This is a genomic window from Roseovarius sp. ZX-A-9 (assembly GCF_028369135.1).
Taxonomy (GTDB): Bacteria; Pseudomonadota; Alphaproteobacteria; order Rhodobacterales; family Rhodobacteraceae; genus Roseovarius.
In genome coordinates this window covers 89,415-113,173 of record NZ_JAPWHW010000014.1, presented here as the reverse complement: position 1 = coordinate 113,173, position 23,759 = coordinate 89,415, and the positions used below count along the sequence as shown (strand labels likewise).

The following is a 23,759-nucleotide window of genomic DNA, read 5'->3' as shown; positions in this document are numbered from 1 at the left end:
TCGCAAAAGCGTTCAAGAGGGAATTCGGCAATGCCGCTGCCCCGCCACTTCAATGCGGCCGGATCGCGGGGCGCGCGCGCCGCGTTCGGCTCTGGGCAATCTCGTTCAGGGCGCGCAAGGCGACCGCTGCGATCACGATGCCGCCGCCAATGATGGTTGTATCCTTGGGCACTTCGGCGATGATCAGCCAGACCCAGACAGGTCCGACTGCGAATTCCAGCAGCATGAACAGCGTGACTTCGGCCGCGACCAGGTGTTTCGATGCGGCGATGAACAGCACGTTGGTCAGCGCCGACAAAACCCCACCCAGAAAGAGCGCGCGCGCAACATCGGCAGGCGGCACCCACAGATCGCCCCAGCGAACCACACCGCTGATGCAGATCACGATGGTGGCGGCGATCAGCACCGTCGGCAGCATCTCGATCTCGCGGTGGCGGCGCACCGTGATCGCATAACCAGAAAAGCACAGCGCGGTGACCAAACCCATGGCATTGCCATAGAACCCGCCGCCACCCACACTGCCCGCCAGCATCACGGCGATGCCGACAATCGCGCCGATCATCGTCAGAGCGGTCGCGCGACGCAGCTTCTCGCCCAGTAGAACGCGCGCGATCAAGGCGGTGATGAAGGGGATCGCGCTCATCATGAAGAGCGTGTTGGCAACCGTGGTATTGGTGATGGATTGCAGAAAACTGATGGTCGAGACCGACATGAACCCGCCGGCGATCAGCCCCGGCAGCCCAACCGCGCGAATGCGCGACGGCATCGCCCGCCCGTAGCGCACCAGCAGGACCAGGATGATCATACCGAGCACCGCCCAGGAGCGGTAGAAGGCGATCTGCCAGGCGTCGGCCTCTTCCATGAATCGCAGCACCAGACCGCTGAAGCTGATGGCGATGGAGCCTACCACCATCATTCCCATCGCCAAGCTGCGGCGCGGGACGATCTGGGGCAGGGCGGTATCGGTCATTGGTGCTTCTCCGTTGGTTCGGTCTGGCTCCAGTGTGGCCGCGCCGGGGGGCGGTGCTCAGTCGGGTGCGACAGGATGGGTCGCGTTCGGGCCGAAACCGCAGCGCGGCTGCGGTCAGAGATGGCCTGCGCGTTCAAGGAACTCCGCCAGCAACGCCGCGTATTCGGCCGGTTTTTCGACGCAGGGCAGGTGGCCCACGCCACGCATCAGGACCATTTCCGCGCCGGGGATCAACTCGATGGTTTCACGGACCAGATCGGGCGGGGTCGCGCGATCCTCGGCCCCTGCGATGCCCCGCGTGGGCAGGCGCAACCCGCTGGTGGGCGTGTAGAAATCGCTGCCCGCGATGGCGGCGCAGCAACCCTTGTAGCCCTCGGCGCGCTGGCGCACCAGCATCTCGCGCCACGGTTTGTGCGCGCCGGTTTCGCGAAAACTGCGCCCGAACCAGCGTTCCATCACCGCGTCGGCGATACCCTCGAGGCCGAGCCGCTCAAGATCGGCGATACGGTCCTGCCACAGCGCGGGTGTGCCGATCTTGGCGGCGGTGTTCGACAGCACCAGTGCGCGCACCAGATCGGGCCGCTTGACGGCCAATCCCTGCGCGATCATCCCGCCGATCGACAGCCCGACAACAGCCGCCGCCCGGATGTTCAGATGATCCAGCAGCGCCTCGGCGTCGCGGATCAGCGCGCCCATCGGATAGGGCGCGGGCGGACAACCTGACCGCCCATGCCCACGCAGATCGGCCCGCACGAGGCGCAGACCCGGTGGCAGATGCGCCACCACGCCGTCCCAAAGGCTAAGCTCGGTGCCCAGCGAATTGAGGAACATCACCGGCGCGCCGTCCGGATCACCATCCTCGCGGTAGTGCAGGGAGATATCATCAAGATCGAGCATCGGCATCAGTGGGGTAATCCTACGTAATTCTCGGCCAGCGCAGTCTGCGCGGCGTGGCTTTCGCTCAGAAACGCCAGTTCGGCCTGTTGCACTTCGATGTCAAACCGGGATTGGTCGGGGAAACGGTGCAGCAGGTTGGTCAACCACCAGCTGAAGCGCTGGACCTTCCACACTCGCGCCAGCGCCCGTGTGGAATAGTCCGCAAGTCCGGTTTCATCGCCTGCATCGTAGTATTTATGCACGGCGTCGAAGAGATAGGCCACATCGCTGGCGGCGGTGTTCAACCCCTTGGCCCCGGTGGGTGGTACGATATGCGCCGCATCGCCGCAGAGGTAGAGCCGCCCCCACTGCATTGGCACGCAGACAAAGGAGCGCAGCGGCGCGATGGATTTCTCGATCGAGGGACCGGTGATCAGGGTTTCTGCCACGTGCGCGGGCAGGCGGCGGCGCAACTCGTCCCAGAACATCGCGTCGGTCCAGTCGTCCGGGCTGTCGGAAAGCGCGCATTGCACATAGTAGCGGCTGAGCTCTGGCGAGCGTTGCGAGCAGAGCGCAAAGCCCCGCGCCGTGTTGGCATAGATCAGTTCAGGCCCGACGGGCCGCGTCTGCGACAGGATGCCGAGCCAGCCGAAGGGATAGGTTTTCTCGAACTCGGTGCGGTGCTCGGCGGGGATCGCGTGGCGAGACGGACCGTGAAAGCCGTCACAGCCCGCGATCAGGTCACAATCAAGCCGCTGCGCCTGACCGTCATGGGTGAAGCTCACGTAAGGTGCGTCGGTATCGATATCGCAGGGCGTGACAGCATCGCAATCGTGCAGTGTCACGGCACCGGCCGCGTCACGGGCCGCGTAGAGATCGTGGGTCACTTCGGTCTGTCCGTAAATGACCACGTGCCGGCCCGTCAGTGCCTTGAAATCTATTTTGACATCGGTGCTGTCCGAGACAATGCGCACACTGTCATGGATCAACCCTTCGGCGCGCAGGCGTGCGCCGACACCCGCCGCCTCGAGCAGGTAGACCATGCCGGTCTCTAACACGCCCGCGCGGACGCGCGACAGCACATGGTCGCGGCTGCGGCGTTCCAGCAGAACCGTGTCAATCCCGGCCCGGTGCAGCAATTGCCCCAGCAGCAATCCGGCAGGCCCGCCACCGATGATTGCCACCTGGCACCGCATCTCAGCGCAGCCTCATATGGGCCATGATCTGCCCGTGATCCGAGGCCAGCTTGTTATAGGGTGCCTCGGGGTGGCTGCCATCGGTGATATGGTCGTTGAAGACGCTGAAATATTCCATGTCGCCGATCCGCGCGTCGAAATCAGGGTGGAAATGGCGCGACAGGTAAATCTGGTCGATGCTTTCATAGACGCCACCAAAGGCCGACGTATAAACCATATCACGTAGAGATTTGCGGACAAAAAGCTTCTCGGCGGAATGCAGGCGGACGGCCTCGACATCTTCGGTGATCTGCCGGGATTCCTCGGCTGTGTAGCGGTCGTCACGGGTGTGCGCGTCGTGGCGCAACATCCACTGGTAGTTCTTGAACGGGACTTCACCGGCGATAATCTCGGACGCGGTGGCGTGTTCGCCATCGTTGAAATCGCCCAGCACCATCACGGGGTGTCCGGCGCGCAGTTCGGCCACGATCTCGGTGCGCAGTACCCACGCCTCGGCCATGCGGCGCAAAGCGGCGCGCATCGACCCCAATGCGCGGCCCACGGGATCGTAGCGGGTCAGATCCGCCTCGGGGGCGAAATCCGCGCCGGCGGGTTTGATGTATTCGCCCAGCTTCGACTTGAGATGGCAGTTGAAGACAGTGACAGTTTGCTCGCCTACAGGGATGCGCGCCTTGAGGATCGGGCGCGACAGGCGGCGCAGGGTGAAATGACCGGCTTCCGCTTCGCCGTCCAGCCCGCGCAGGGGCTGAAACGGGATCACCAGCGGTTGCGCCAGATCCTGAATGACCTCGGGTGTTCCGGCAAAGCCCATGCGCGACAGGATCGCCACGCCGGGGCGGCGCTTGCCCGGTTCGCCGGTATCGGCGGAGTTGGGCGCATAGGCCAGCGACGCATCCGCATAGCCGGTGGCGGCCAGCTTGCGAAAGATGACCTTGCGATGATAGCGCTTGGAACGATCCGGGACAGAGGCGGCATTCAGCACTTCGGCGCGGCGGCTGGCCTCGTCGATGACAGTGCGCAAGGGGGCCTCTTCAAAGATTTCCTGAAAGCCTATGATATCCGCGTCCAGCGTCAGCAACTGGTCGGCCAACCAGTCTTCCTTCCACGCGTATTCTTCGGGGGTGTAGGTCTGGAACTCGTAATATTCCTTGTCCGGTCCGATCAGGTTCTTGACGTTGAAACTGGCAATGGTGAATTCGGTCATGTGACGCCCCCATAGGCTGTGAGCGCGCGCTGATACAGATCCGCATCGACATTCCCGCCGGAGATGACGCAGACCACCGCATCGCCTTCGATCTCGTCGGGGTGAAAAAGCGCTGCAGCAAGCGCCACGGCGCCGCCCGGCTCGGCCACCAGCTTGAGCCGTTGAAAGGCAAGGGCCATGGCGTGCAGGCATTCGTCCTCGGTGACGGCTATGCCCGGCCCGCAGAGGCGGTGCATGATCGGAAAGGTGATCTGCCCCGGCGCGGGCGTCAGGATCGCGTCGCAGATGTTGCCGGATTGCGATTTGTTGGTCTCGATCTGCCCGGAGGCAAGCGAGCGTTTGGTGTCGTCAAAACCTTGCGGCTCGCAAGGGCGGGCGCGCAGGCCCGGCGCATCGGCCTCCAGTGCCATGGCGATGCCCGAGGTCAGGCCGCCGCCGCCACAGCAAACCAGAACATCACCTGCCGTCACGCCCATTTCGGCGGCCTGCGCGGCGATCTCCAGACCTGCGGTGCCTTGGCCCGCGATCACTTGCGGATCATCGTAAGGGCGGATCAGGGTCAGGTTGCGCTCGGCTTTGAGCGTGTCGCCGATGGCCTCACGGCTTTCACCATTGACGCGATCATACAGCACCACTTCGGCGCCGAGCGCGCGTGTGTTGTCGATTTTCATGCGCGGCGCGTCAGCGGGCATGATGATCACCGCAGGCACGCCATGTTCGCGCGCGGCCAGCGCCACGCCCTGCGCGTGATTGCCGCTGGAGTAGGCGATGACACCATTGGCGCGCACTTCCGGATCTAGCGCCGAGACGGCAGAGCGCCCGCCGCGATATTTGAAACTGCCGGTATGTTGCAGGCACTCAGGCTTGATCAGCACGCGCCGCCCGGCGATCTCGTCAAGGAAGGGCGAACCGAGCATCGGCGTACGGCGTGCATGCCCCTCCAACCGGGTTGCTGCGGCGCGGATCATTTCGATGTTGCTCATGTGCTGTGGGCCTTCAGATGGGTGTGGATCGCCGCCAGTGCCTCGGCCTCGTCAAGAAAGGGGACATGCCCGCGATCCGGTACAGTGGTGGTGTGCATGCCGGGCGCGCGCTCTTGCATTTTCGCAAATGTCTCCACGCTCAGCAGATCGGAATTGGCGCCGCGAATGGCGGTAAGCGGCAGTTTTGCCAAAGCATCAAAGAGCGCCCAGAGGTCGGGCGCGGGGCCGGCACCGGCCTGACCCACCAACGCATCGCGTAGCCGTGGGTCATAGCGCAGCCCAAGGCCGCCGCCGGTTTTTTCATAGAACATCATCTCGGCCTGTACGCGCCAACGATCAAACGACACGCCGGGAAAGGCATCGGCATTGACTGCGCGCAGTGTGGTGGCGGCAGTGTCGAGATCGGGCGCGTTCGGCTCCTTGCCGACATAGTCCATGATCCGCTCGATGCCGACAGGTGTGACTTCGGGGCCGATATCGTTGAGGATCACGCCGCTCAGACGCTCGGGCGCCATGTGGGCCAGCAGCATTGCGATCAACCCGCCGCGCGACGTGCCGATAAGCGTGACGCGGTCCAGTCCCAGATGGTCGAGCAGGGTAATGGCGTCCTGCGCTTCCTGGGCGATGGAATAGGTCATGAAATCATTGGCATAGTCCGATTGGCCGCGCCCGCGATAATCCGGCCGGATCACCCGGTAGTCAGGCAGAAACGGCAACAGGAACTGGAAATCGGCACTGTTGCGCGTCAGGCCCGCAAGGCATAGCACCGGTGGGCCGTCACCCGCATCCTCGTAATGCAGCGTCAATCCGCCCTTGGACAGAAATCTGGGCATCAGGCGCCTGCCAGTGCCGGGATGCCGGTCAGATCGTTCAGGATATGGGCCGGGCGTGCGGGCAGGCGGTCCACAGGCTCGGACGCTCGGTTCACCCAGGCCGTGTTGAACCCGTAGCCCGCGGCACCCGCCACATCCCAGCCGTTTGACGACACGAAGAGCACCTCGGTGCGGGCGCAACCAAAGCGCTTGCCCACCATGTCATAGACCACATCGGCAGGTTTGAAGATGCCCACATCCTCGACTGACAGCACATCATCGAGCAGGTCGGTCAGTCCTGCCGATTTCACCGCGCCGTCCAGCATGTCGGGCGATCCGTTCGACAGGATCGCGGTATTCAGTCCCGCGTCCTTGAGTGTGCGGAGCATGGCCGGCACTTCCGCGTAGGCTTCCAACTCCCAGTAAAGTTGCAGCAGCCGCTCGCGCAGTTCCACGTCGCCTTCCAGCCCTTCAGCCTCCAGCGCCCAATCCAGCCCGTCCTGCGTCACCTGCCAGAAATCGGTGTGCCGCTGCATGACCGCGCGCAGCCAGGTGTATTGCAGTTGTTTCAGCCGCCAGTTCTGCGCAATCTGCGGCCAATGGGCGGCAAAGGCCGCGCGGCCCGGCTCGGCCGCAGCCGTGCGGGCGGCAGCAGCCACATCGAAAAGCGTGCCGTAAGCGTCGAATATACAGGTGGTGATGGGCATTGTGTCCTCCGCGGGTCAGTATGCAGACTGGCATGGATGGCAGAGCGGGAAAAGGGTGATTTGGTTCACGGTCCGGTGTCCGCATGGCAGTCTGTTTGCAAACTGGCGGATGCGACGTTAGCGTCTTTGGGATTCGCCATCGAGAACCCGCGCGCGCCGCGGCCTCGTCAATTCCTGATGCCCCGCCAGACGCACGCAATGCGCAGGCGAGGGCAAATTCCCCAAGATCGGAGCATTCATGACGCAAGTAAAAACGGGTGACACCGTACACATTCACTATACCGGCACGCTGGCAGACGGGACTGTCTTTGACAGCAGCGATGGCCGCGAACCGCTGAAATTCGAGGTCGGCTCGGGTCAGATCATTCCCGGACTGGACACTGCACTGCCCGGGATGAGCCTGGGCGACAAGAAGGTGGTCGAAGTGGCTGCGGACGATGCGTATGGCCAGCCGGATCCAGCCGCGCTTCAGCAGGTGCCACGCGAGGGCATTCCCGCCGATATCCCGCTGGACCTAGGCACGCAGTTGCAGGTGCAGACGCCCGAAGGCCAGGCAATGCCGGTCACGGTGGTCGAGGTGACAGACACCCATGTTACGCTGGATGCCAATCATTTCCTTGCGGGCAAGGATCTGACCTTCGCGATTGAGCTGGTCGCAATCGGCTGAGCGATGTCGGGGCAGGGTGGGTTTCTACCCACCCTGCGTCAGATCTCCAGCAGCACGGCACCCGAGCGGCCCGGTGTCATCACCGCGTCCTGTGCGGCGGCGCATTCTGCCAGCGGATAGGTTCCGGCAATCGCAGGGCGCAGCGCGCCCGTTAACAGCGCCTCGTGCAGACGATGGATCGCGGCGGTGCGCGGCGCGGCGTCGAGGATGTAAATCAGCACGATATCGAGGGTGAGCGCCTTGAAAAGATAGGGCCCGAACGGCAGGACAGGCGTCATCTCGGCACCCGATCCATAAGCACAGATCGTGCCCTGCGGTCGCATCACCTCGGCCAGCATCGCGGCGTTGCGGCCAAATTCCACCTCGACAGCCCGGTCCACACCTTTGCCACCCGTGGCCGAGACGATCTGCGCCGCCAGATCCGGATCGGTATAGTCGAGGCAATGATCGGCACCGGCCTCGGCTGTGCGCATCAGGCCGTCGCCTCGCGCGGTTGCGATGACCTTGGCGCCGCCCCATTTGGCCAGTTGCACAGCATTGTGCCCGACAGCCCCTGCGCCGCCGCTGATCAGCAGGGTCTGGCCCGCGACATTTCCACCGCCAAACACCGCATGCGCCGCCGTCAGCCCCGGAATGCCCAGCGTGGCGCCTGCGGCAATGTCTACGCCATCGGGCAGGGGCACGGCCTGAACCTCGGGCAGGCAGATTGCCTCGGCGGCCGTGCCGAAGGCGCGCTGCCACTGGCCGTTCCAGATCCACACCCGCTGGCCGATCCGCGCGGCATCGACGCCGTCCCCCACCGCGTCAATCTCGCCCGCGCCGTCGGAATGGGGGATGATCCGGTCGAAGGCCGGTTTTGTCACGCCGGGTCGCGTGCCTGCGCGGGCTTTGGCGTCTGACGGGTTCACACCGGACCAAGCCAGGCGGACGCGCACCTCGCCCGGGGCGGGGGCGGGCAGTTCCATGTCGCCCAGTTGCAGGACTTCGGCGGCGGGGCCGAAACGGTCGTAGCTGATGGCGCGCATGTCAGAGGCTCCTTGCATTGTTCTGTATGTGCCTATGAACCTGCTTGGCGGCCAAGGCGCAAGAGCAGGTCGCGGGGCGCTCAGCAGTTTGAGCCATTGGCCAAGAGGGGGCGACCCATCACCGGGCGAGTTGCCGCGATGTCGGGCGGAGCTTTGAGATGGTTGGCGGGTTAGTGGCGGCGGCGCAGGCGGATCACCACATCGACCGAGGCGATTTCCGCGCCTTCGGGCGCATCCGGCAGGCGGACGATCTGAAGCTGGTCTGCGGGCGCGTCGCTCAGACGGTTTTCGTCTTCCCAGAAGAAATGCGGATGATCATGGGTGTTGGTGTCGAAATAGCTCTTGGCACCGTCCACCATCACTTCTTGCAGTAACCCGGCATCGCAAAAGGCGCGCAGAGTGTTGTAGACAGTGGCAAGCGACACACTCTCACCCAGGCGACGCACATCGGAAAACAGGCTCTCTGCGGTCACGTGCCGATGCTGGCCGTCGCCAATCAGCAACGCCGCCAGCGCCACGCGTTGCCGCGTCGGGCGCAGCCCCGCATCCATCAACCAGTCTGATCCTCGTTCCAGCGCCTTAGGTGACATTGGTGCCTGCATTCGTTTCTCTCACGTAACCATATGGCGCAGAACGGATGAATTTCAAATGAAAATCGCATTTTGACCGGTCTGTTGTCGCGTGACGGGCGCGGTTTCACGGGCTTGCATGGTCGCGCGCCGGGGTGCTAGAGGGGGGATTGGGACTTGCCACCAATCAAGAGGGAGCCGTGCGAATGGCCGACTATCCGAGCAGCTTCGGAAAAGACGATTTGCTGAAATGTGCGCGGGGCGAGCTTTTCGGCCCTGGCAATGCGCAGCTTCCAGAGCCGCCAATGCTGATGATGGACCGGATCACCGACATCTCGGGTGACGGCGGCGCGCATGGCAAAGGTCATGTGGTGGCCGAATTCGATATTACCCCGGACCTATGGTTCTTCGAGTGCCATTTTCCCGGCAATCCGATCATGCCCGGCTGTCTGGGTCTTGACGGGCTGTGGCAACTGACCGGGTTCAACCTTGGCTGGCGCGGCTGGCCCGGGCGCGGCTATGCGCTGGGCGTGGGCGAGGTCAAGCTGACCGGCATGGTGCGCCCCGACCGAAAAATGCTGACCTACAAGATCGACTTCACCAAGGCGATCCAGACAAGACGGCTGACCATGGGTGTTGCCGATGGCATCGTGGAGGCCGATGGCGAAGTGATCTACATGGTCAAGGACATGAAAGTGGCGCTGAGCGAGAGCTGAGCCGACGGGCCTGTCTGCCGCCGCTCCGTTGCCCGACCACGCTTGACCGGGGTCCGGGGCGGCGATCACGCGGGTTTCCGGCCCGGTTTCATAGTTTACCATCCATTTGCGACAGTCGCGGGGCGTCCCGTCGGCCCGCGTCCGGCATTGGCAATCCCTCGCAGCTGCGCCCGAAATCAGCGGCGTCACTATGTCGCGTTCTGCACTCTTCTTTACGTAGCGTCATGATATGATTCCGGCCTGAGCCAGGCGCATCCGCCTGAGCCGTAGATTCGCGGGGATCATCATGAAATCGGTTCTGTTTACGCTTGTGGCAAGTGTGTGCATCGCGGGGAGTGCTGCCGCGGAAACGCCGCTCGAACGCGGGCGATATCTGGTGCAGGGGCCAATGGGCTGCGGCAATTGCCACACGCCAAAAGGCCCGGTCGGCCCGATTGCAAATATGGAAATGGCGGGCGGGTTTGTCATCGCCATGCCCGAATTCACAGTACATGTTCCCAACATCTCGCCGGGCAGCCGGGTTGCCGGTTGGTCGGATGCGGAACTGGCACTGGCGATCAGGGAGGGGATTCGACCCGATGGATCGGTCATTCGCCCGCCCATGGCAATCGAGTTTTACCGCCACATATCGGATACCGATCTGGCCGCGATCGTGGCCTATCTGCGCAGCCTTCCAGCGGTAGAGCAGGCGGTTCCAGAGTCGATCTACCACATCCCGGTGCCGTCCTCATACGGCCCGCCTGTGGGGAGCGTTCCGGATGTGCCGCATACAGTCAGCGTCGAATATGGAAAATACCTGGCCACGGTTGCGCATTGCCTAGAATGCCACACGCCCCTTGGCCCGGAGGGTCATCTATTCGAGACCGATCTGGGCCGCGGCGGGCGCGAGTTTGAAGGGCCTTGGGGGATATCGGTTGCGCCGAACCTGACCAACAGCCCTGATGGTCTGGCGGGCTACACAGATGCCGAACTCGGCATGATGATCACCCAAGGCAAACATCCCGATGGCCGGACGATGCTGCCACCGATGCCCTATGGATACTTTGCCAACATCACGCCCGAGGATCTGGCAGCGATCATCCTGTATCTTCGGACGGTTCCGCCCTTGCCCGATGCGGGGTAGATCGCGGAGGCCTCTGCCGATCTGAACGCGCATGCTCAGGCCCCACTATGGTGCTTACTTTGGCGCGGTGATCTGCTTGCCGCGCCAAAGGATGAACAGCCCCGAGACCACGATCAGACCTGACCCGATCAGCATCGACAGGCTCAAGCTTTCGCCGAACAGCACGATCCCCAATGCCAACCCGAACAGCAGCCGGGTGTATCTGAAGGGGGTCACGGCGGACACTTCTCCGATTCTCATGGCCTTCATCAGGCACGAATAGGCGAACACCCCAGCCAGCACCGCCGCCAGCAGGTAGAAGGAAACCTCGATACCGGGTTGAACGAACGGGGCCGCCTGCCAGACTGAGAACAACGCGCCGGCGATGATGATTGCCAGGAAGCCGTAAAACCCCAGCAGCGACGTGCTGAGCGCTGCTGGCGCGGCACGGCTGGCAAGGTCGCGCCCGGCAAATCCCATCATTCCGATAATCGCCAGGATCGAAAGCATCGAGAAACTCTCTGTGCCGGGTTGGACGATGATGACAACCCCGGCCAATCCGATGACAATTGCCGTCCAACGGCGCCAGCCGACCTTTTCGCCAAAAACCAATGCCGCCCCGGCGACCACGACCAGCGGCGTCGCCTGCAGGATCACGGTGGCTGCGGATAGCGGGACCAAGGAAATGGCAAGCGTGTAGAACAACCGGCCGATGATTTCGAAGACGACGCGAATACGCATCGGGCGTGAGACCACCTCTCGGATGAAAAGGGATTCATTGTTCCGGCGTGCCAGACAGGCAAACAGGACTGCGCCACCGAAACCAAAGATGATCAGGATCTGTCCGACAGGAAGTGTTACGGATGCGGCCTTGATGAATGCGTCCTCGATGGCAAAGATCGCCATTGCGGAAATCATCCAGATACTGCCGAGCAGGTTGGCCTTGCGGTCCGTCGTAATCTCAGTCGCCACAGGTTTTCCGATGCAAGTTGCCGCCCCGACGGCGACGGACGTGCCGCCAGATAACCGAGGTTGGGATAACCTCCCGATGCCTGAACCGCCCCGGTCCGTCAATGATCAAAGCTGCCGGGCACCGAGGGCAGATATTGGAGCGGGGGCGACGGTTATGCGGCACCATGCGTCAGATCGTGCCAGTTTACGCCCCGGCCTTCAGCCTTTCCTTCATATCTCTGCCCAATCTGCTTGCCCCTTTGCCCCGGCCTGCCTTACACAAGACGTTGAACCGATGAGGGAGTTTGCCTATGCGCCGTGTGGTCATAACAGGGATCGGGATCGTATCGTCGATCGGGAACAACGCCGAGGAAGTTCTGGCCTCGCTGCGAGAGGGGAAATCGGGGATCACCGCCAATGAGGCGATGGCCGAACACGGGTTCCGCAGCCAGATTGCGGGCGCGGTGGATATTGATGTGGCTGAACATGTGGACAAGCGCACCCTGCGCTTCATGGGGCCGGGCAGTGCCTATGCGCATATCGCGATGGGTCAGGCGATTGCCGATGCGGGGTTGACGGAAAAGGAAGTCGTGAATCCCATGACCGGGCTGATCGCGGGATCGGGCGGGCCGTCTACCAGTGCCATGTTGCTGGCGCACCAGACCGTGCTGAAAACCGGCGCGACCAAGCGGATCGGCCCCTTTGCGGTGCCCAAATGCATGTCCTCGACCGTGAGCGCCAATCTTGCGACGGCCTACCAGATCAAGGGCATGAACTTCTCGATCACTTCAGCCTGCTCGACCTCGTTGCATTGCATCGGCATGGCTGCACAGCAGGTCGCGCTGGGCACGCAGGACGTGATGTTCGCGGGCGGCGGAGAAGAGCTGGACTGGACACTATCCTGCCTTTTCGATGCGATGGGCGCGATGTCGAGCAAGTATAACGACACCCCCGCAAGCGCCAGCCGCGCGTTTGACGCGGGCCGCGACGGGTTCGTGATCTCGGGCGGCGGTGCCATCGTGGTGCTGGAAAGCCTGGAACGGGCAGTGGCGCGCGGTGCGAAAATCTATGCCGAAGTCACCGGCTTTGCCGCCACGTCGGATGGTGCTGACATGGTCGCACCGTCAGGCGAGGGGGGCGAACGGGCGATGCGCGCCGCGTTGCGCACGCTGCCCGAAGGGCGCAGCGTCAGCTACATCAACGCGCATGGCACCTCGACGCCGGTCGGGGATGTTGGCGAAGTGGAGGCCGTCCGCCGCGTTTTCGGGCAGGGAACGACGCCACCGATCAGCTCTACCAAGTCGATGACTGGCCACAGCCAGGGCGCGACGGGTGCGCAGGAGGCGATCTATTGCCTGCTGGCGCTGGAGCATGATTTCATCATCCCGTCGATCAATGTCGACAATCTGGATCCGGCACTGGACCCGGCCGAAATCGCGACGGCGCCGGTGGACGCAGCCGGGCTCGATACGGTCATGACCAATTCCTTCGGTTTTGGTGGCACTAACGGCTCGATGCTGTTGAGCAAATACCAAGGATGATTGCATGACAAATTCACTGCGGGGCAAACGCGGCCTGATCATGGGGGTGGCGAATGATCGCTCCATCGCGTGGGGCATTGCCCGCGAAATGCACGCGGCGGGGGCGGAACTGGCGTTCACCTACCAGGGCGATGCATTCGGCAAGCGCGTGGCGCCGCTGGCCGAATCGGTCGGGTCGGATTTCCTCGTGGATGTGGACGTGACCGACGATGCCTCGCTTGATGCCGCGTTCGAGGGGCTGGCGCACCGCTGGCCGACAATCGATTTCGTGGTTCATGCCATCGCGTTTTCCGACAAGGCGGAATTGACCGGCCGGTTCCTGAACACCAGCCGGTCCAATTTCAAGCATTCGATGGACATCTCTTGTTATTCCTTCATCGAAGTGGCGCGGCGCGCCCATCCGTTGATGCGCGAAAATGGCGGCACCTTGCTGACGCTGACCTATCAGGGCAGCAACCGGGTGGTGCCGAACTACAATGTCATGGGCGTGGCCAAGGCGGCACTGGAGAGCGCCACGCGCTACCTGGCCAACGACCTTGGGCCTGATGGCATTCGCGTCAACGCGATCAGCCCCGGCCCGATGAAGACACTGGCGGGCGCGGCGATCGGCGGCGCGCGCAAGACCTACAAGCACACCGACATGAACGCGCCACTGCGTGCCAACGCCACGCTGGAGGCGGTGGGTGGTACGGCGGTCTACCTGGCGTCGGATGCGGGGGCCTGCACGACCGGCGAAATCATCCGCGTCGATGGCGGTTTTCATGTGCTGGGAATGCCGCAGGCTGAAAACCTCTGACAAGCCCGAGATTGTTCTGTGAAAAATCTAAGGAGACGTTGCGCCGAACATGCGAGCGGCAAATAGGTTTTTCGCCGAAAAATCTGTGCCTTCGGTGAGGATATTCATCTAGATAAGACGCTATTTCGCATCAGAACCACTGACCGGGTTCCATCAGGCCGAGGTCCAGCAACTGGCGTGAGTGCCATTCGAAGGGCGTCGAATTGTGCCATTTGAAGGTCGGGATGTCGAAGGTCGAGCCGGGGTTGCGTTTGAGCGCCTTGGCGGTCCGGAAAGACACGATGGCGGCTGTCAGATTGTTGTGCCAGGGGCAGGCGTAGGTATTGTATTCCTCGTCGTTGAACGTGTGGTCTTCGCGAAGCGTCAGGCCCGGTTTGGCGCGGAAGAGCGCGATGCGGTCGATCTTGCGCCGCGGGGCGGGAATGTGTTCCTCGTAGCGCCAGCGCAGGCCACCAAAGAAATCGAGCTGGCGTTCCTTTGGATGGTTGTGATTGTTCGGATCAAGCCGCGCCAAGGCATAATAGCCTGACTTGTCGATATGTGCGTCTTCGAGCGAAACCGCGGATGGATGCGCGTCGAGATCGCCTGCGTAAAGGTCGATCACATAGGTCAGCATCGCATCGCGCCGTTCTTCACTATGATAGGCCAGCATTTCGCCGACGGTGCGGGTCTCGCAGAACGGGTAAAAGAGGTATTCGGCATTGTAACAGTAATAAAGCCACTCGCCGGGGGCCATCTTGATCACCGCGTTGACTGCGGCAAAGGCGCTGTCACCGCGGCTGAGGTCGAAATCGACGCGCATTGTCTGCTCGGCCACGTCGTCGGGCAGTGTGAATTCCGCAGGCATGAACACGACCAGCGCGCGAAAGCCCGCATCGTGATGGTGGCGCAGCGTGGTGTCGATCTCGGTATCGTCCTCGACGAAGACGAGCGCGATCGGTCCTTTTGCCAGCGCGGGCTTGCCTCGGGCGGTGAAATCTTCAAGTCCGGTGAATTGCACGCGTTGCCTCATGTTGTTTTGCGGCAGATTCGGGCAAATCGCAGTGCATTGCAAGAACCCCCTTCTCTGGTATAGGCAGGCGCGCACCCACACACTGCAAACCGCAAGCCAGAGGCGCAGCCCATGTCCGCACCCAAGAAGCTCTATATCAAGACTTATGGCTGTCAGATGAACGTCTATGACAGCGAACGCATGGCCGAAGCCATGGGCGGGGCGGGCTATGTCGAGACGCGCGACGTGTCCGACGCGGACATGATCCTGCTCAACACCTGCCATATCCGAGAGAAGGCCGCCGAGAAGGTCTATTCCGAGTTGGGGCGGTTCCGCGAGTTGAAGGACGCGCGGCCGGATCTGAAGATCGGCGTCGCAGGCTGTGTCGCGCAGGCCGAGGGCGAGGAGATCATGCGCCGTCAGCCCCTGGTCGATCTGGTGGTCGGCCCGCAAAGCTATCATCGCCTGCCAGAGATGGAAGCAAGGCTGGCGAAGGGGGAAAAGGCGCTCGATACCGATTTCCCCGAAGAGGACAAGTTCGAGGCATTGAAGGCGCGGCCCAAGGCCAGGCGTGGACCGACGGCGTTTTTGACCGTGCAGGAGGGGTGTGACAAGTTTTGCGCCTTCTGCGTCGTGCCCTACACCCGCGGTTCCGAGGTCAGTCGCCCGGCAGGCCGCATCCTGGAAGAGGCCAGCGGGCTGGTCGAGCGCGGCGTGCGCGAGATCACGCTGCTGGGGCAGAACGTGAATGCCTATCACGGGGTCGGGCCAAAAGGTGGCGACTGGTCGCTGGCGCGGCTGATCTGGGCACTGAGCGAGGTCGATGGGCTGGAGCGCATCCGCTTTACCACCAGTCATCCCAATGACATGAGCGATGACCTGATCGAAGCGCACGCTAACTGCGCCAAGCTGATGCCCTACCTACATTTGCCGGTGCAGTCGGGCAGCGACCGCATTCTCAAACGGATGAACCGCAAACATACTGCGCAAAGCTATCTGGATGTGATCGGACGGATCCGGGCGGCACGCCCCGATATCCTGCTGTCAGGGGATTTCATTGTCGGCTTTCCCGAAGAGACGGATGCCGATTTCGAGGACACATTGCGCCTGATCGAGGCGGTGGGCTACGGCACCGCCTATTCGTTCAAGTATTCGACCCGTCCAGGGACGCCTGCGGCCAACCGCGCACAGGTCGACCCGTCCGTGGCCGATGAGCGCCTGCAACGCCTGCAGGCATTGCTCACCCGGCAGCAGCGTGAGGTGCAGCAAAGCATGGTCGGGCGCGAGGTCAGCGTGCTCTTTGAAAAGCCGGGGCGGCAGCCGGGTCAGATGGTGGGCAAGTCCGAGTATCTGCATGCGGTGCATGTGGTGGCACCCGACATCCGGCCAGGCGATATCGCGCGGGTCCGGATCAGCGAAAGCGGCGCCAATTCGCTTGCCGGCGTGCTGATTTAAGACTGAGCTGGCGAATCGTCTCTGGTTCTGGCCGGGCGAAGATCCACGCGCATGGCCCCTGTATGTTGTGAATGTCCGGCCTAGAGGGACCACAGGTGGTTCTTCTGGGTGGATTCCTCCCTTATTAGTGCTTCACAACACGGGCAAAGCTGCTAAGGTTGAACGATAATTTACGACATTGGCAGGCCCGGAAAAACCGAGCAGGCCAATGGGGGGAACAGAAGAAGGAATTTGGCTGTGATGACGAGACTGACGAAGTCATGTCGCAGCGCTCTGGGGGGGATAGCTGCCGCTGCTCTGGGTGCGTGTATCGTGTTTTCGAGCGGGGCGGCTTTGGCCCAGCAGAAAACGGTTGTGGGTGAGAATTACACGCCAACGATTTGGGTCGATCCGGACGGATGTGAACACTGGGTCATGGATGACGGTTGGGAAGGCTACATGAGCCCGCACACCAACCGCCAGGGCATTCCGGTCTGCCGCCGGGGCAATGTTTGCGGTGTGATGAACAGCGATCAGCTGTTTGCGACAGACAGCGCGCGGATCAGCCCTTCGGGCAAGCGGTATCTGATGGATTTCTTCAAGAAAACCGGGGCGGTGTCCTATATCATAACCGGCCACACCGACAGCCGCGCATCGGATCAGTACAACATGGATCTTTCGCTGCGCCGGGCCAACTCTGTGGCACGCATCGCGGCCAGCACCGGGGCGCGCATCGCGGATGTCCGCGGTTATGGTGAGCGGATGCCGAAAGCATCGAACAACACCGCCGCGGGCATGCAGCAAAACCGCCGCGTCGAAATCATCTGCATTCGCTAGGGGGGCGATACATGAAACTTGTTAAACTCGCTGTTGCCCTATGCGCAGCCGTCGTCGTCGCCGGGTGTGACGCTCCGAAAAAAGACAAGACTGTTGACCGGGGCTTCGACTCGAAGCACCTGAGCCAGCTCAAGGCCGGTATATGGATTGACCCGAACGGGTGCGATCACTGGATCATCGACGACGGGATCGAAGGTTACCTGTCGCAGCGTCTGGACAAATACGGCAAGCCGGTTTGCTCTGGCACTGCGCCGCCGAACACGGCAACCGGTGCGTTTAAGCGCGGCTCGCCTGTATCGGACCCGGTTTGATCGCGGGGCCCGCACTGAGAAACATCAAAGCCGCGAGCTGTTTGCTCGCGGCTTTTTCGTGCCATGAGCGTGGTTGCCGCATCGAGGCGCTTGCGCGCCCCGCCGCAACTTGTCACCATCCGAAATGCCAATTCAGGCCAGACCTAATCCCGGAGAGTTGATTGACCCGAGCCGAGCTGCCCGAAGCCAACGCAAGCGACGCGATGCACAAGCAAATCGTCGAGTTTCCCGACAATTTCCTGTTGATAGATCTATGCGGTGAACACGACCGCAATCTGGCCGAAATCGAACAGACGCTAAGTGTGCAGATCCTGCGCCGGGGCAATGAGCTTGCGGTGCATGGCGAGCAAGCGCAGGTGGTGGAGGCGGCCGATGTGCTGCGCGCCCTCTATGAGCGGCTCGAAGCCGGTCGCGCGGTCGAGCGTGGCGATATCGACCGTGAGCTGCGTATGGGCGGCACGGAAGCTGATACTGGCGTGCAAGACGGTGATCAGCTGGAAATGTTTCAGGGCGGGCGGGTCGAGATAAAGACCCGCAAAAAGCTGGTGGAGCCGCGCACCGATGCACAGAAAGCCTATGTGCGGTCGCTGTTCTCGAACGAACTGGCCTTCGGGATTGGCCCGGCGGGTACCGGCAAGACCTATCTGGCGGTCGCTGTTGGGGTTTCGATGTTCATCGAAGGGCATGTGGACCGGATCATCCTCAGCCGCCCTGCGGTCGAGGCCGGAGAGAAGCTCGGCTATTTGCCGGGCGACATGAAGGATAAAGTCGATCCCTATATGCAGCCGCTCTACGACGCGCTGAACGATTTCCTTCCGGGCAAGCAACTGGCCAAACTGATCGAGGAAAAGAAGATCGAGATTGCGCCGCTGGCCTTCATGCGGGGACGGACGCTGTCAAATGCGTTCGTGGTGCTGGACGAGGCACAGAACGCCACGACGATGCAGATGAAGATGTTTCTGACGCGGCTGGGCGAGGGCAGCCGCATGGTGGTTACTGGCGATCGGACCCAGATCGACCTGCCGCGCGGGGTGCCGAGCGGGCTGCATGACGCCGAACGGCTGTTGTCGGCGATCCCGAATATCAGTTTCAACTACTTTACCGCCAAGGACGTTGTGCGGCATCCGCTGGTCGCGGCAATCATCAAAGCGTATGAGGCCGATAGCTGAGGGGTTTCACGTTCAAGTGGCGCTTTAATTATACCAGTTAAGCGTTGGGAGAATAATGATTTTCACTCTGGCTTTCGGGGCGGATCAGAACCCTTCGAGCTCTGACAGCTTTCGATGCAGATAGGCGGCGATGACCTCGGCCCCGACTGCATTGGTGTGGACCTCATCATAGAAATCGCGGCCCAGATCGAACGTGACCTCGTGCATTAGGTCGAAGCAGGCCGCATCCGCTGCCCTGCACGCGGTGAGGATCGCATCGGCGATGCGGCTTTCGACGGCGTGCACATCGACCCCGTTGATCGGCCCGAAACGGGCTGTGTAGCGGTTCAGGAAACCCGGTGAGATCTGTTTTATCCCCACCACCTTGCCATTCTCTAGCGTCCAGGCGGTGCTGCGCTGGGTGACAAATATCGGCACCGCGCCCATTTCGCGCGTCAACCGGGCGAGCGTGGCGATATTGTCCCCGAGCGTATCCAGCGCGCGGGTCACGTCCGGGTCCTGTAATGCATCGGGTGCGAGGGTCGGTGTATCTGTCAGCGGCGTGCCGGGCAGCGCGAAGTTGGCATGCGATAACTGGTGGCTTTCCTCGGGGGGACGCATCGCCTGTTTGGCGATGAGGTATAGCTGGTAGAGCGCTGATTTTTCGCGAATAAAGAGCTGTAGGCGGCGCAGCTTGCCCGAGGCTTCGATCACGTCGAACTCTGGTTTGGACGACAGGATCAGCGCGTCGTTGATCCCGACATAATATAGAATGTAGCGCGGGGCGAGCCCGTCGATACGATTGAACCACGCTTCGAAATTCGCGATATGGCCAAAGGTGGACTGACCGTCGATCCCGGCATTGGCGATGGCGATCTGCCGTCCCTCATCTGCAAAACTCGCCGCCAGCCGCGCCTGAAAGGTGGCGCTGTCGTCAAGATAGCGCTGGTCGGTGGTGCTGCCGCCCACGGTCAGCAGGTCGATCTCGGACACATCCGCCGCAAGGCCGCGAAACCCGTTGGCGTCGCGGGTGTAATGGATCACTGCGGGTTCGTCACCCAGCGGGTTGGGCCGCTCCAGCGCGATATTGCGCGGTTTCGTAAACTGGTGCAGCGCGTGGGTGCTGGAAAACCATGTGCCAAAGAGCAACTCAAGCCCGATGATCAGGCAGGCAAAAATGATCAGGTTGATCGAGATGAGTCGTAGCAATGCAGGCCGCCTTTGGTCGATTTATCCCATGCTTAGCGCAAGACCGGGAAAATCTGAACCGCAGCTTGCGATGCGCAGTCAAAAAGCTCTGATCCGGCAGGTGCGGGGCCCCTTGCTGTGCGCGCCCCGCGCGATCATAAGGGCCGCATGAGCGTGGATATCATCATCGAAGATGCCCGTTGGGCAGACCTGGACATCGAAGCGTTATGCAGCGCGGCGGCCGATGCGACGCTGGGTCATCTCGGGCTTGACGCGGAAGCGTTCGAGATCAGCGTGCTGGCTTGTGACGACGCGCGCATTGCGGCGCTTAACACCAGTTTTCGCGGCAAGGCGCAGCCCACCAACGTGCTGAGCTGGCCCAGTGCCGAACGCGGCGCACCGACACCCGGCGGCACACCCGACGCGCCCGATCCCGTGCGGGATGAGGAACTGGGCGATATCGCCATTGCCTATGAAACCTGCGCGGCCGAGGCTGTGCGCGGTGACATCCCGCTGCACGCTCATGCCACGCATCTGGTCGTGCATGCGGTTCTGCATTTGCTGGGGTATGATCACCTACGTGACGCGGACGCCACGTTGATGGAAACGCTTGAAGTCGAGATACTCGGTAAAATGGGCCTGCGCAGCCCATATTGAGGCGTTTCGCCATAAACCTGAATGCCCGGTGCGCGATGAAAAAAAGGGCACCTGAAGCGGTGCCCTTTTCATATATTTGCGCCTTGTGTACGTCAGGCTGGGCGGCTTCCCTTGTCCGAAATTGCGCCTTTGGGTTGTATTTCGCCGCGAGCCTGAAACGCCTAGCGGCCTGCGAGCGGGGTTGTCGGATCGATTCGATCTTCCGGCTGCCCCGGACCTTGCCTGAGGTGCGACACATGCTGGCTCACATGATCACGCAAGGCCACCGCCGGCGCGAGGCGGAGCCGGGGGATAGCGCCATCGCTCGTGAAACCTGCAGCGCCGAAACAATGCTCGGCGGCATCCCGCTGCGCGCTCATGCCACGCGTCTGATCGTGCATGCGGCCTTGCATTTGCCGGGTTATGATCACATGCGTGACGCAGATGCGGTGTAGATGGAATCGCTCGAGGTCGAAATACTTGAAAAAATGGGTCTGACCAGCCCATATTGAACCGTGGCGGGATCGATCCCCGCGGTATATGGAAAAAGGAACGATGGGCGATAGTATCGAAGATGCGTCTAACGCAGCGCAGGGCGCGCAAACAGGCGACGACGACCAAGGCGGGTTCTTTCGCCGTTTCATAGGGGCTTTCGCCTCGAGTGATACAGATGACGAGGCCGAGGGCCACGCCAATGGCACCAAGGAGGCGAGCGTGCGCGGCATGCTTAACCTGCATGATATGGTGGTTGAGGACGTAGCGATCCCAAAGGCCGATATCGTCTCGGTGCCATCGGACATTACCAAGGATGAACTGGTGAAAGTGTTCCGCGAAAGCGGCATGACACGGTTGCCGGTCTACAAGGGCACGCTCGACACGCCCATCGGATTGGCGCACCTCAAGGATTTCGCGCTCAAGCACGGATTTAACGGCAATGGTGGGCGGTTTTCGCTCAAGAACATGCTGCGTCCGCTGCTCTATGTCCCGCCCTCCATGCCGATCGGCGTCCTGCTGCAGAAGATGCAGAGTGACCGGCGGCACATGGCGCTGGTCATCGACGAATATGGCGGCGTTGATGGGCTGGTGACCATTGAGGACCTGATCGAACAGGTGGTCGGTGAAATCGAGGACGAGCACGACATTGGCGAAGGCGCGCTGTGGTCCGAGGAAAAGCCGGGTTGCTATCTGGCGCTGGCCAAAACCCCGCTGGAAGATTTCGAGGCCGAGATCGGGCAGTCGCTGACGGATGTCGAAGACGTCAAGGAAGAAGAGATTGATACGCTGGGCGGGTTGGTCTTCATGCTGGTCGGCCGGGTGCCGGTACGCGGTGAGGTGATCGAGCATCCTAACGGCACCTCTTTCGAAGTGGTCGACGCCGACCCGCGGCGGATCAAGCGGATGCGTGTGCGCGTCCCCGGTGCCGGGGCGGCGGCCGCAGGGGAATGACCGAGCGAACGATGCCCGCCGGCATCGCGCTGCGGATAGAGAGCCTTGGCGCATGGAAGCGCGCCGCGCTTTGTGCGGTGCTGGGTGCGCTAGCGGGGCTGGGGCAGGCTCCCTTCGGGTTCTGGCCACTGACGCTGCTGGCGCTTGCAGCCTTTTTCGGCATCTGTACGCTTCAATGGACCGCGCGACAGGCGGCATGGCTGGGGCTGGCAGCGGGCACCGGATATTTTCTGGTGGCGCTCAACTGGATCGTGGAGCCATTCCTTGTTGATGTGGCGACCCATGGCTGGATGGCGCCCTTCGCACTGGTGCTGCTGAGCGCGGGACTGGGCCTTTTCTGGATGCTGGGCGTCTGGGCCGCGCGGTGGCTGGGCGGTGGTGCGATGGCTTGGGTCGCGGCGCTGACGCTGACCGAGGCGCTACGCGGTGTTATCTTTACCGGTTTTCCCTGGGCGCAGATCGGCCATATCTGGATTGGCACACCGATGATGCAATGGGCCGCGATCGGCGGGCCGCTCTTGTTATGCGCGCTGAGCCTTGGCGCTGCAGCGGCGCTGTGGCACGCGGTGGCGGGCCAGCGTGTCCGTGGAGGCGTTGCGCTGGTGGCTTTGGCGGCTGCCTATGCGGCGGGGCCAAACCTCGGTACGCCGGTCCCGATGCCGCAGGGCGCGCCCATCGTGCGGCTGGTCCAGCCCAATGCGGCGCAGCACGAAAAATGGGACCCGGACAAGATCCAGGGTTTTTTTGATCGTCAGATCGCCTACACGTCGGCGGGTGATCCGCCTGATCTGGTGGTCTGGCCGGAAACCGCCGTGCCGGTCCTGCTGAACCATGCGGGCGATACGCTGGGCCATATCGCCGCAGCCGCGCGCGGTGCGCCTGCCATTGTCGGACTGCAACGGATGCAGGGGATGCGGTTCTTCAACACTTTGGCGCTGATCGCGCCGGACGGTACGGTGTCCGCATCCTACGACAAGCATCACCTGGTTCCCTTCGGCGAATACCTGCCCTTTGGTGACACGCTGGCGCGGTTCGGGCTGCGCGGTTTTGCAGCGCGTCAGGGCAACGGCTATTCCTCCGGTCCCGGTCCACAGCTTGTTGAGGTGCCCGGGCTGGGCCGGGCGTTACCACTGATCTGTTACGAAGGTGTCTTTCCGCGCAACATCGCAGGCGCGCCGGAAAGGCCCGATTTTCTGCTATTGATCACCAATGATGCCTGGTTCGGAGAGCTGTCCGGCCCGTACCAACACCTGGCGCAGGCGCGGTTGCGCAGCGTTGAACAGGGCCTGCCGATGATACGGGTCGCCAATACCGGTGTCTCGGCCCTGATCGACGCGCGCGGGCAGATAATTGGCGAGATACCGCTGGGGCAGGCGGGCTGGCTGGATGTGGCGTTACCGCGCGCCGCGCCGCCGACGCCCTATGCCCGGTTGGGCGATTGGCCGGTGCTGGCGCTGATGCTGCTGATCGCTGCGCTTGCGGCTCAGCGGCACAGGTTTGCGCGGCAGTCCGCTCAGAACGCCTGAGTGAAAGAGACGACACAGCGGGGCCCTTTACCGCATTAACGATTGACGGCGCGCGCGCGGGCGCGCTAGCTAGCGCGAATTCGTCACAACGGCTTCCTGGCGTGGCGATGTCATATGAATGGAGCAC

The 23,759-nt window shown here is 62.4% G+C and carries 25 protein-coding genes and 1 riboswitch; of the genes, 13 read left to right on the top strand and 12 right to left on the bottom strand.

The genetic code is table 11. The features are described from left to right. Nucleotides 1–49: 49 nt before the first annotated feature. From O3306_RS14535 to O3306_RS14505, 7 genes are all read right to left on the bottom strand, one after another. Nucleotides 50–970, bottom strand: a complete 921-nt coding sequence (locus O3306_RS14535) for a DMT family transporter (protein ID WP_272008587.1) — start codon at nucleotides 968–970, stop codon at nucleotides 50–52. A gap of 114 nt (nucleotides 971–1,084) precedes the next feature. Further along, the gene (gene pcaD / locus O3306_RS14530; protein WP_272008585.1) at nucleotides 1,085–1,873 is read right to left on the bottom strand and encodes a 3-oxoadipate enol-lactonase; all 789 of its coding nucleotides are present in this window, start codon (nucleotides 1,871–1,873) and stop codon (nucleotides 1,085–1,087) included. Next, the gene (gene pobA / locus O3306_RS14525) at nucleotides 1,873–3,042 is read right to left on the bottom strand and encodes a 4-hydroxybenzoate 3-monooxygenase (protein WP_272008584.1); all 1,170 of its coding nucleotides are present in this window, start codon (nucleotides 3,040–3,042) and stop codon (nucleotides 1,873–1,875) included. The genes pcaD and pobA overlap by 1 nt, the downstream gene beginning before the upstream one ends. A 1-nt stretch (nucleotide 3,043) precedes the next feature. Then, complete coding sequence (locus O3306_RS14520) at nucleotides 3,044–4,246, bottom strand: endonuclease/exonuclease/phosphatase family protein (protein WP_272008583.1); 1,203 nt, start codon at nucleotides 4,244–4,246, stop codon at nucleotides 3,044–3,046. Beyond that, nucleotides 4,243–5,229 (bottom strand): threonine ammonia-lyase, encoded by a 987-nt coding sequence (locus tag O3306_RS14515; protein WP_272008581.1) that lies wholly within the window; start codon nucleotides 5,227–5,229, stop codon nucleotides 4,243–4,245. The genes O3306_RS14520 and O3306_RS14515 overlap by 4 nt, the downstream gene beginning before the upstream one ends. Further along, nucleotides 5,226–6,062 carry an alpha/beta fold hydrolase gene (locus tag O3306_RS14510; RefSeq protein WP_272008580.1) on the bottom strand — a complete coding sequence of 279 codons (837 nt, stop codon included), beginning with the start codon at nucleotides 6,060–6,062 and terminating at the stop codon, nucleotides 5,226–5,228. Before O3306_RS14510 ends, O3306_RS14515 begins: the two co-directional genes overlap by 4 nt. Beyond that, nucleotides 6,062–6,748 (bottom strand): haloacid dehalogenase type II, encoded by a 687-nt coding sequence (locus tag O3306_RS14505; RefSeq protein ID WP_272008578.1) that lies wholly within the window; start codon nucleotides 6,746–6,748, stop codon nucleotides 6,062–6,064. The genes O3306_RS14510 and O3306_RS14505 overlap by 1 nt, the downstream gene beginning before the upstream one ends. A 238-nt stretch (nucleotides 6,749–6,986) precedes the next feature. Between O3306_RS14505 and O3306_RS14500 the strand changes: the two genes are divergently transcribed. Next, nucleotides 6,987–7,415 (top strand): FKBP-type peptidyl-prolyl cis-trans isomerase, encoded by a 429-nt coding sequence (locus O3306_RS14500; protein ID WP_272008576.1) that lies wholly within the window; start codon nucleotides 6,987–6,989, stop codon nucleotides 7,413–7,415. Nucleotides 7,416–7,453: 38 nt separating this feature from the next. On the opposite strand, the gene O3306_RS14495 is transcribed toward O3306_RS14500, so the two are convergent. Then, entirely contained in the window at nucleotides 7,454–8,440 is a 987-nt protein-coding gene (locus O3306_RS14495) for an NADPH:quinone reductase (protein WP_272008574.1), read from the bottom strand. A 170-nt stretch (nucleotides 8,441–8,610) separates the two neighbouring features. Next, a complete protein-coding gene (irrA, locus tag O3306_RS14490; protein ID WP_272008572.1) occupies nucleotides 8,611–9,030 on the bottom strand; it encodes an iron response transcriptional regulator IrrA in 420 nt (139 codons plus the stop codon). 185 nt (nucleotides 9,031–9,215) lie between these two features. Here irrA and fabA point away from each other — a divergent pair, with 185 nt between their 5' ends. Further along, the gene (fabA, locus tag O3306_RS14485) at nucleotides 9,216–9,725 is read left to right on the top strand and encodes a bifunctional 3-hydroxydecanoyl-ACP dehydratase/trans-2-decenoyl-ACP isomerase (protein ID WP_272008570.1); all 510 of its coding nucleotides are present in this window, start codon (nucleotides 9,216–9,218) and stop codon (nucleotides 9,723–9,725) included. 286 nt (nucleotides 9,726–10,011) lie between these two features. Continuing rightward, nucleotides 10,012–10,848 (top strand): c-type cytochrome, encoded by an 837-nt coding sequence (locus O3306_RS14480; protein ID WP_272008568.1) that lies wholly within the window; start codon nucleotides 10,012–10,014, stop codon nucleotides 10,846–10,848. Nucleotides 10,849–10,902: 54 nt separating this feature from the next. On the opposite strand, the gene O3306_RS14475 is transcribed toward O3306_RS14480, so the two are convergent. Next, nucleotides 10,903–11,799, bottom strand: a complete 897-nt coding sequence (locus O3306_RS14475) for a DMT family transporter (RefSeq protein ID WP_272008566.1) — start codon at nucleotides 11,797–11,799, stop codon at nucleotides 10,903–10,905. A 290-nt stretch (nucleotides 11,800–12,089) separates the two neighbouring features. Here O3306_RS14475 and O3306_RS14470 point away from each other — a divergent pair, with 290 nt between their 5' ends. Further along, entirely contained in the window at nucleotides 12,090–13,319 is a 1,230-nt protein-coding gene (locus O3306_RS14470; protein WP_272008564.1) for a beta-ketoacyl synthase N-terminal-like domain-containing protein, read from the top strand. Between the two features lie 4 nt (nucleotides 13,320–13,323). Then, nucleotides 13,324–14,115 carry an enoyl-ACP reductase FabI gene (locus tag O3306_RS14465; protein ID WP_272008562.1) on the top strand — a complete coding sequence of 264 codons (792 nt, stop codon included), beginning with the start codon at nucleotides 13,324–13,326 and terminating at the stop codon, nucleotides 14,113–14,115. Nucleotides 14,116–14,245: 130 nt separating this feature from the next. Here O3306_RS14465 and O3306_RS14460 read toward each other — a convergent pair whose 3' ends face one another. Further along, the gene (locus tag O3306_RS14460; protein WP_272008560.1) at nucleotides 14,246–15,127 is read right to left on the bottom strand and encodes a glycosyltransferase family 2 protein; all 882 of its coding nucleotides are present in this window, start codon (nucleotides 15,125–15,127) and stop codon (nucleotides 14,246–14,248) included. Between the two features lie 111 nt (nucleotides 15,128–15,238). On the opposite strand from O3306_RS14460, the gene miaB reads away from it, so the two are divergent. The 4 genes from miaB (at nucleotide 15,239) to O3306_RS14440 (ending at nucleotide 18,857) form a co-directional block, all read left to right on the top strand. After that, nucleotides 15,239–16,561, top strand: coding sequence for a tRNA (N6-isopentenyl adenosine(37)-C2)-methylthiotransferase MiaB (gene miaB, locus O3306_RS14455; protein ID WP_272008558.1), 1,323 nt, complete (start codon nucleotides 15,239–15,241; stop codon nucleotides 16,559–16,561). A 240-nt stretch (nucleotides 16,562–16,801) separates the two neighbouring features. Next, entirely contained in the window at nucleotides 16,802–17,377 is a 576-nt protein-coding gene (locus O3306_RS14450; protein ID WP_272008557.1) for an OmpA family protein, read from the top strand. An 11-nt stretch (nucleotides 17,378–17,388) separates the two neighbouring features. Next, a complete protein-coding gene (locus tag O3306_RS14445) occupies nucleotides 17,389–17,688 on the top strand; it encodes a hypothetical protein (RefSeq protein ID WP_272008555.1) in 300 nt (99 codons plus the stop codon). A 203-nt stretch (nucleotides 17,689–17,891) separates the two neighbouring features. Continuing rightward, nucleotides 17,892–18,857 carry a PhoH family protein gene (locus O3306_RS14440; RefSeq protein ID WP_272008631.1) on the top strand — a complete coding sequence of 322 codons (966 nt, stop codon included), beginning with the start codon at nucleotides 17,892–17,894 and terminating at the stop codon, nucleotides 18,855–18,857. Between the two features lie 84 nt (nucleotides 18,858–18,941). On the opposite strand, the gene O3306_RS14435 is transcribed toward O3306_RS14440, so the two are convergent. Then, nucleotides 18,942–20,045: a hypothetical protein gene (locus O3306_RS14435; RefSeq protein ID WP_272008553.1), complete on the bottom strand. Its 1,104-nt coding sequence runs from the start codon at nucleotides 20,043–20,045 to the stop codon at nucleotides 18,942–18,944. A gap of 147 nt (nucleotides 20,046–20,192) precedes the next feature. On the opposite strand from O3306_RS14435, the gene ybeY reads away from it, so the two are divergent. The 4 genes from ybeY (at nucleotide 20,193) to lnt (ending at nucleotide 23,632) form a co-directional block, all read left to right on the top strand. Further along, nucleotides 20,193–20,681, top strand: coding sequence for an rRNA maturation RNase YbeY (ybeY, locus tag O3306_RS14430; protein ID WP_272008551.1), 489 nt, complete (start codon nucleotides 20,193–20,195; stop codon nucleotides 20,679–20,681). A 236-nt stretch (nucleotides 20,682–20,917) separates the two neighbouring features. Next, a complete protein-coding gene (locus O3306_RS14425; RefSeq protein ID WP_272008549.1) occupies nucleotides 20,918–21,115 on the top strand; it encodes an rRNA maturation RNAse YbeY in 198 nt (65 codons plus the stop codon). A 100-nt stretch (nucleotides 21,116–21,215) separates the two neighbouring features. After that, the gene (locus O3306_RS14420) at nucleotides 21,216–22,106 is read left to right on the top strand and encodes a hemolysin family protein (RefSeq protein WP_272008547.1); all 891 of its coding nucleotides are present in this window, start codon (nucleotides 21,216–21,218) and stop codon (nucleotides 22,104–22,106) included. Nucleotides 22,107–22,117: 11 nt separating this feature from the next. After that, complete coding sequence (lnt, locus tag O3306_RS14415) at nucleotides 22,118–23,632, top strand: apolipoprotein N-acyltransferase (protein ID WP_442970008.1); 1,515 nt, start codon at nucleotides 22,118–22,120, stop codon at nucleotides 23,630–23,632. Nucleotides 23,633–23,709: 77 nt separating this feature from the next. Next, a riboswitch (SAM-SAH riboswitch) is annotated at nucleotides 23,710–23,758 on the top strand. Nucleotide 23,759 lies beyond the last annotated feature (1 nt).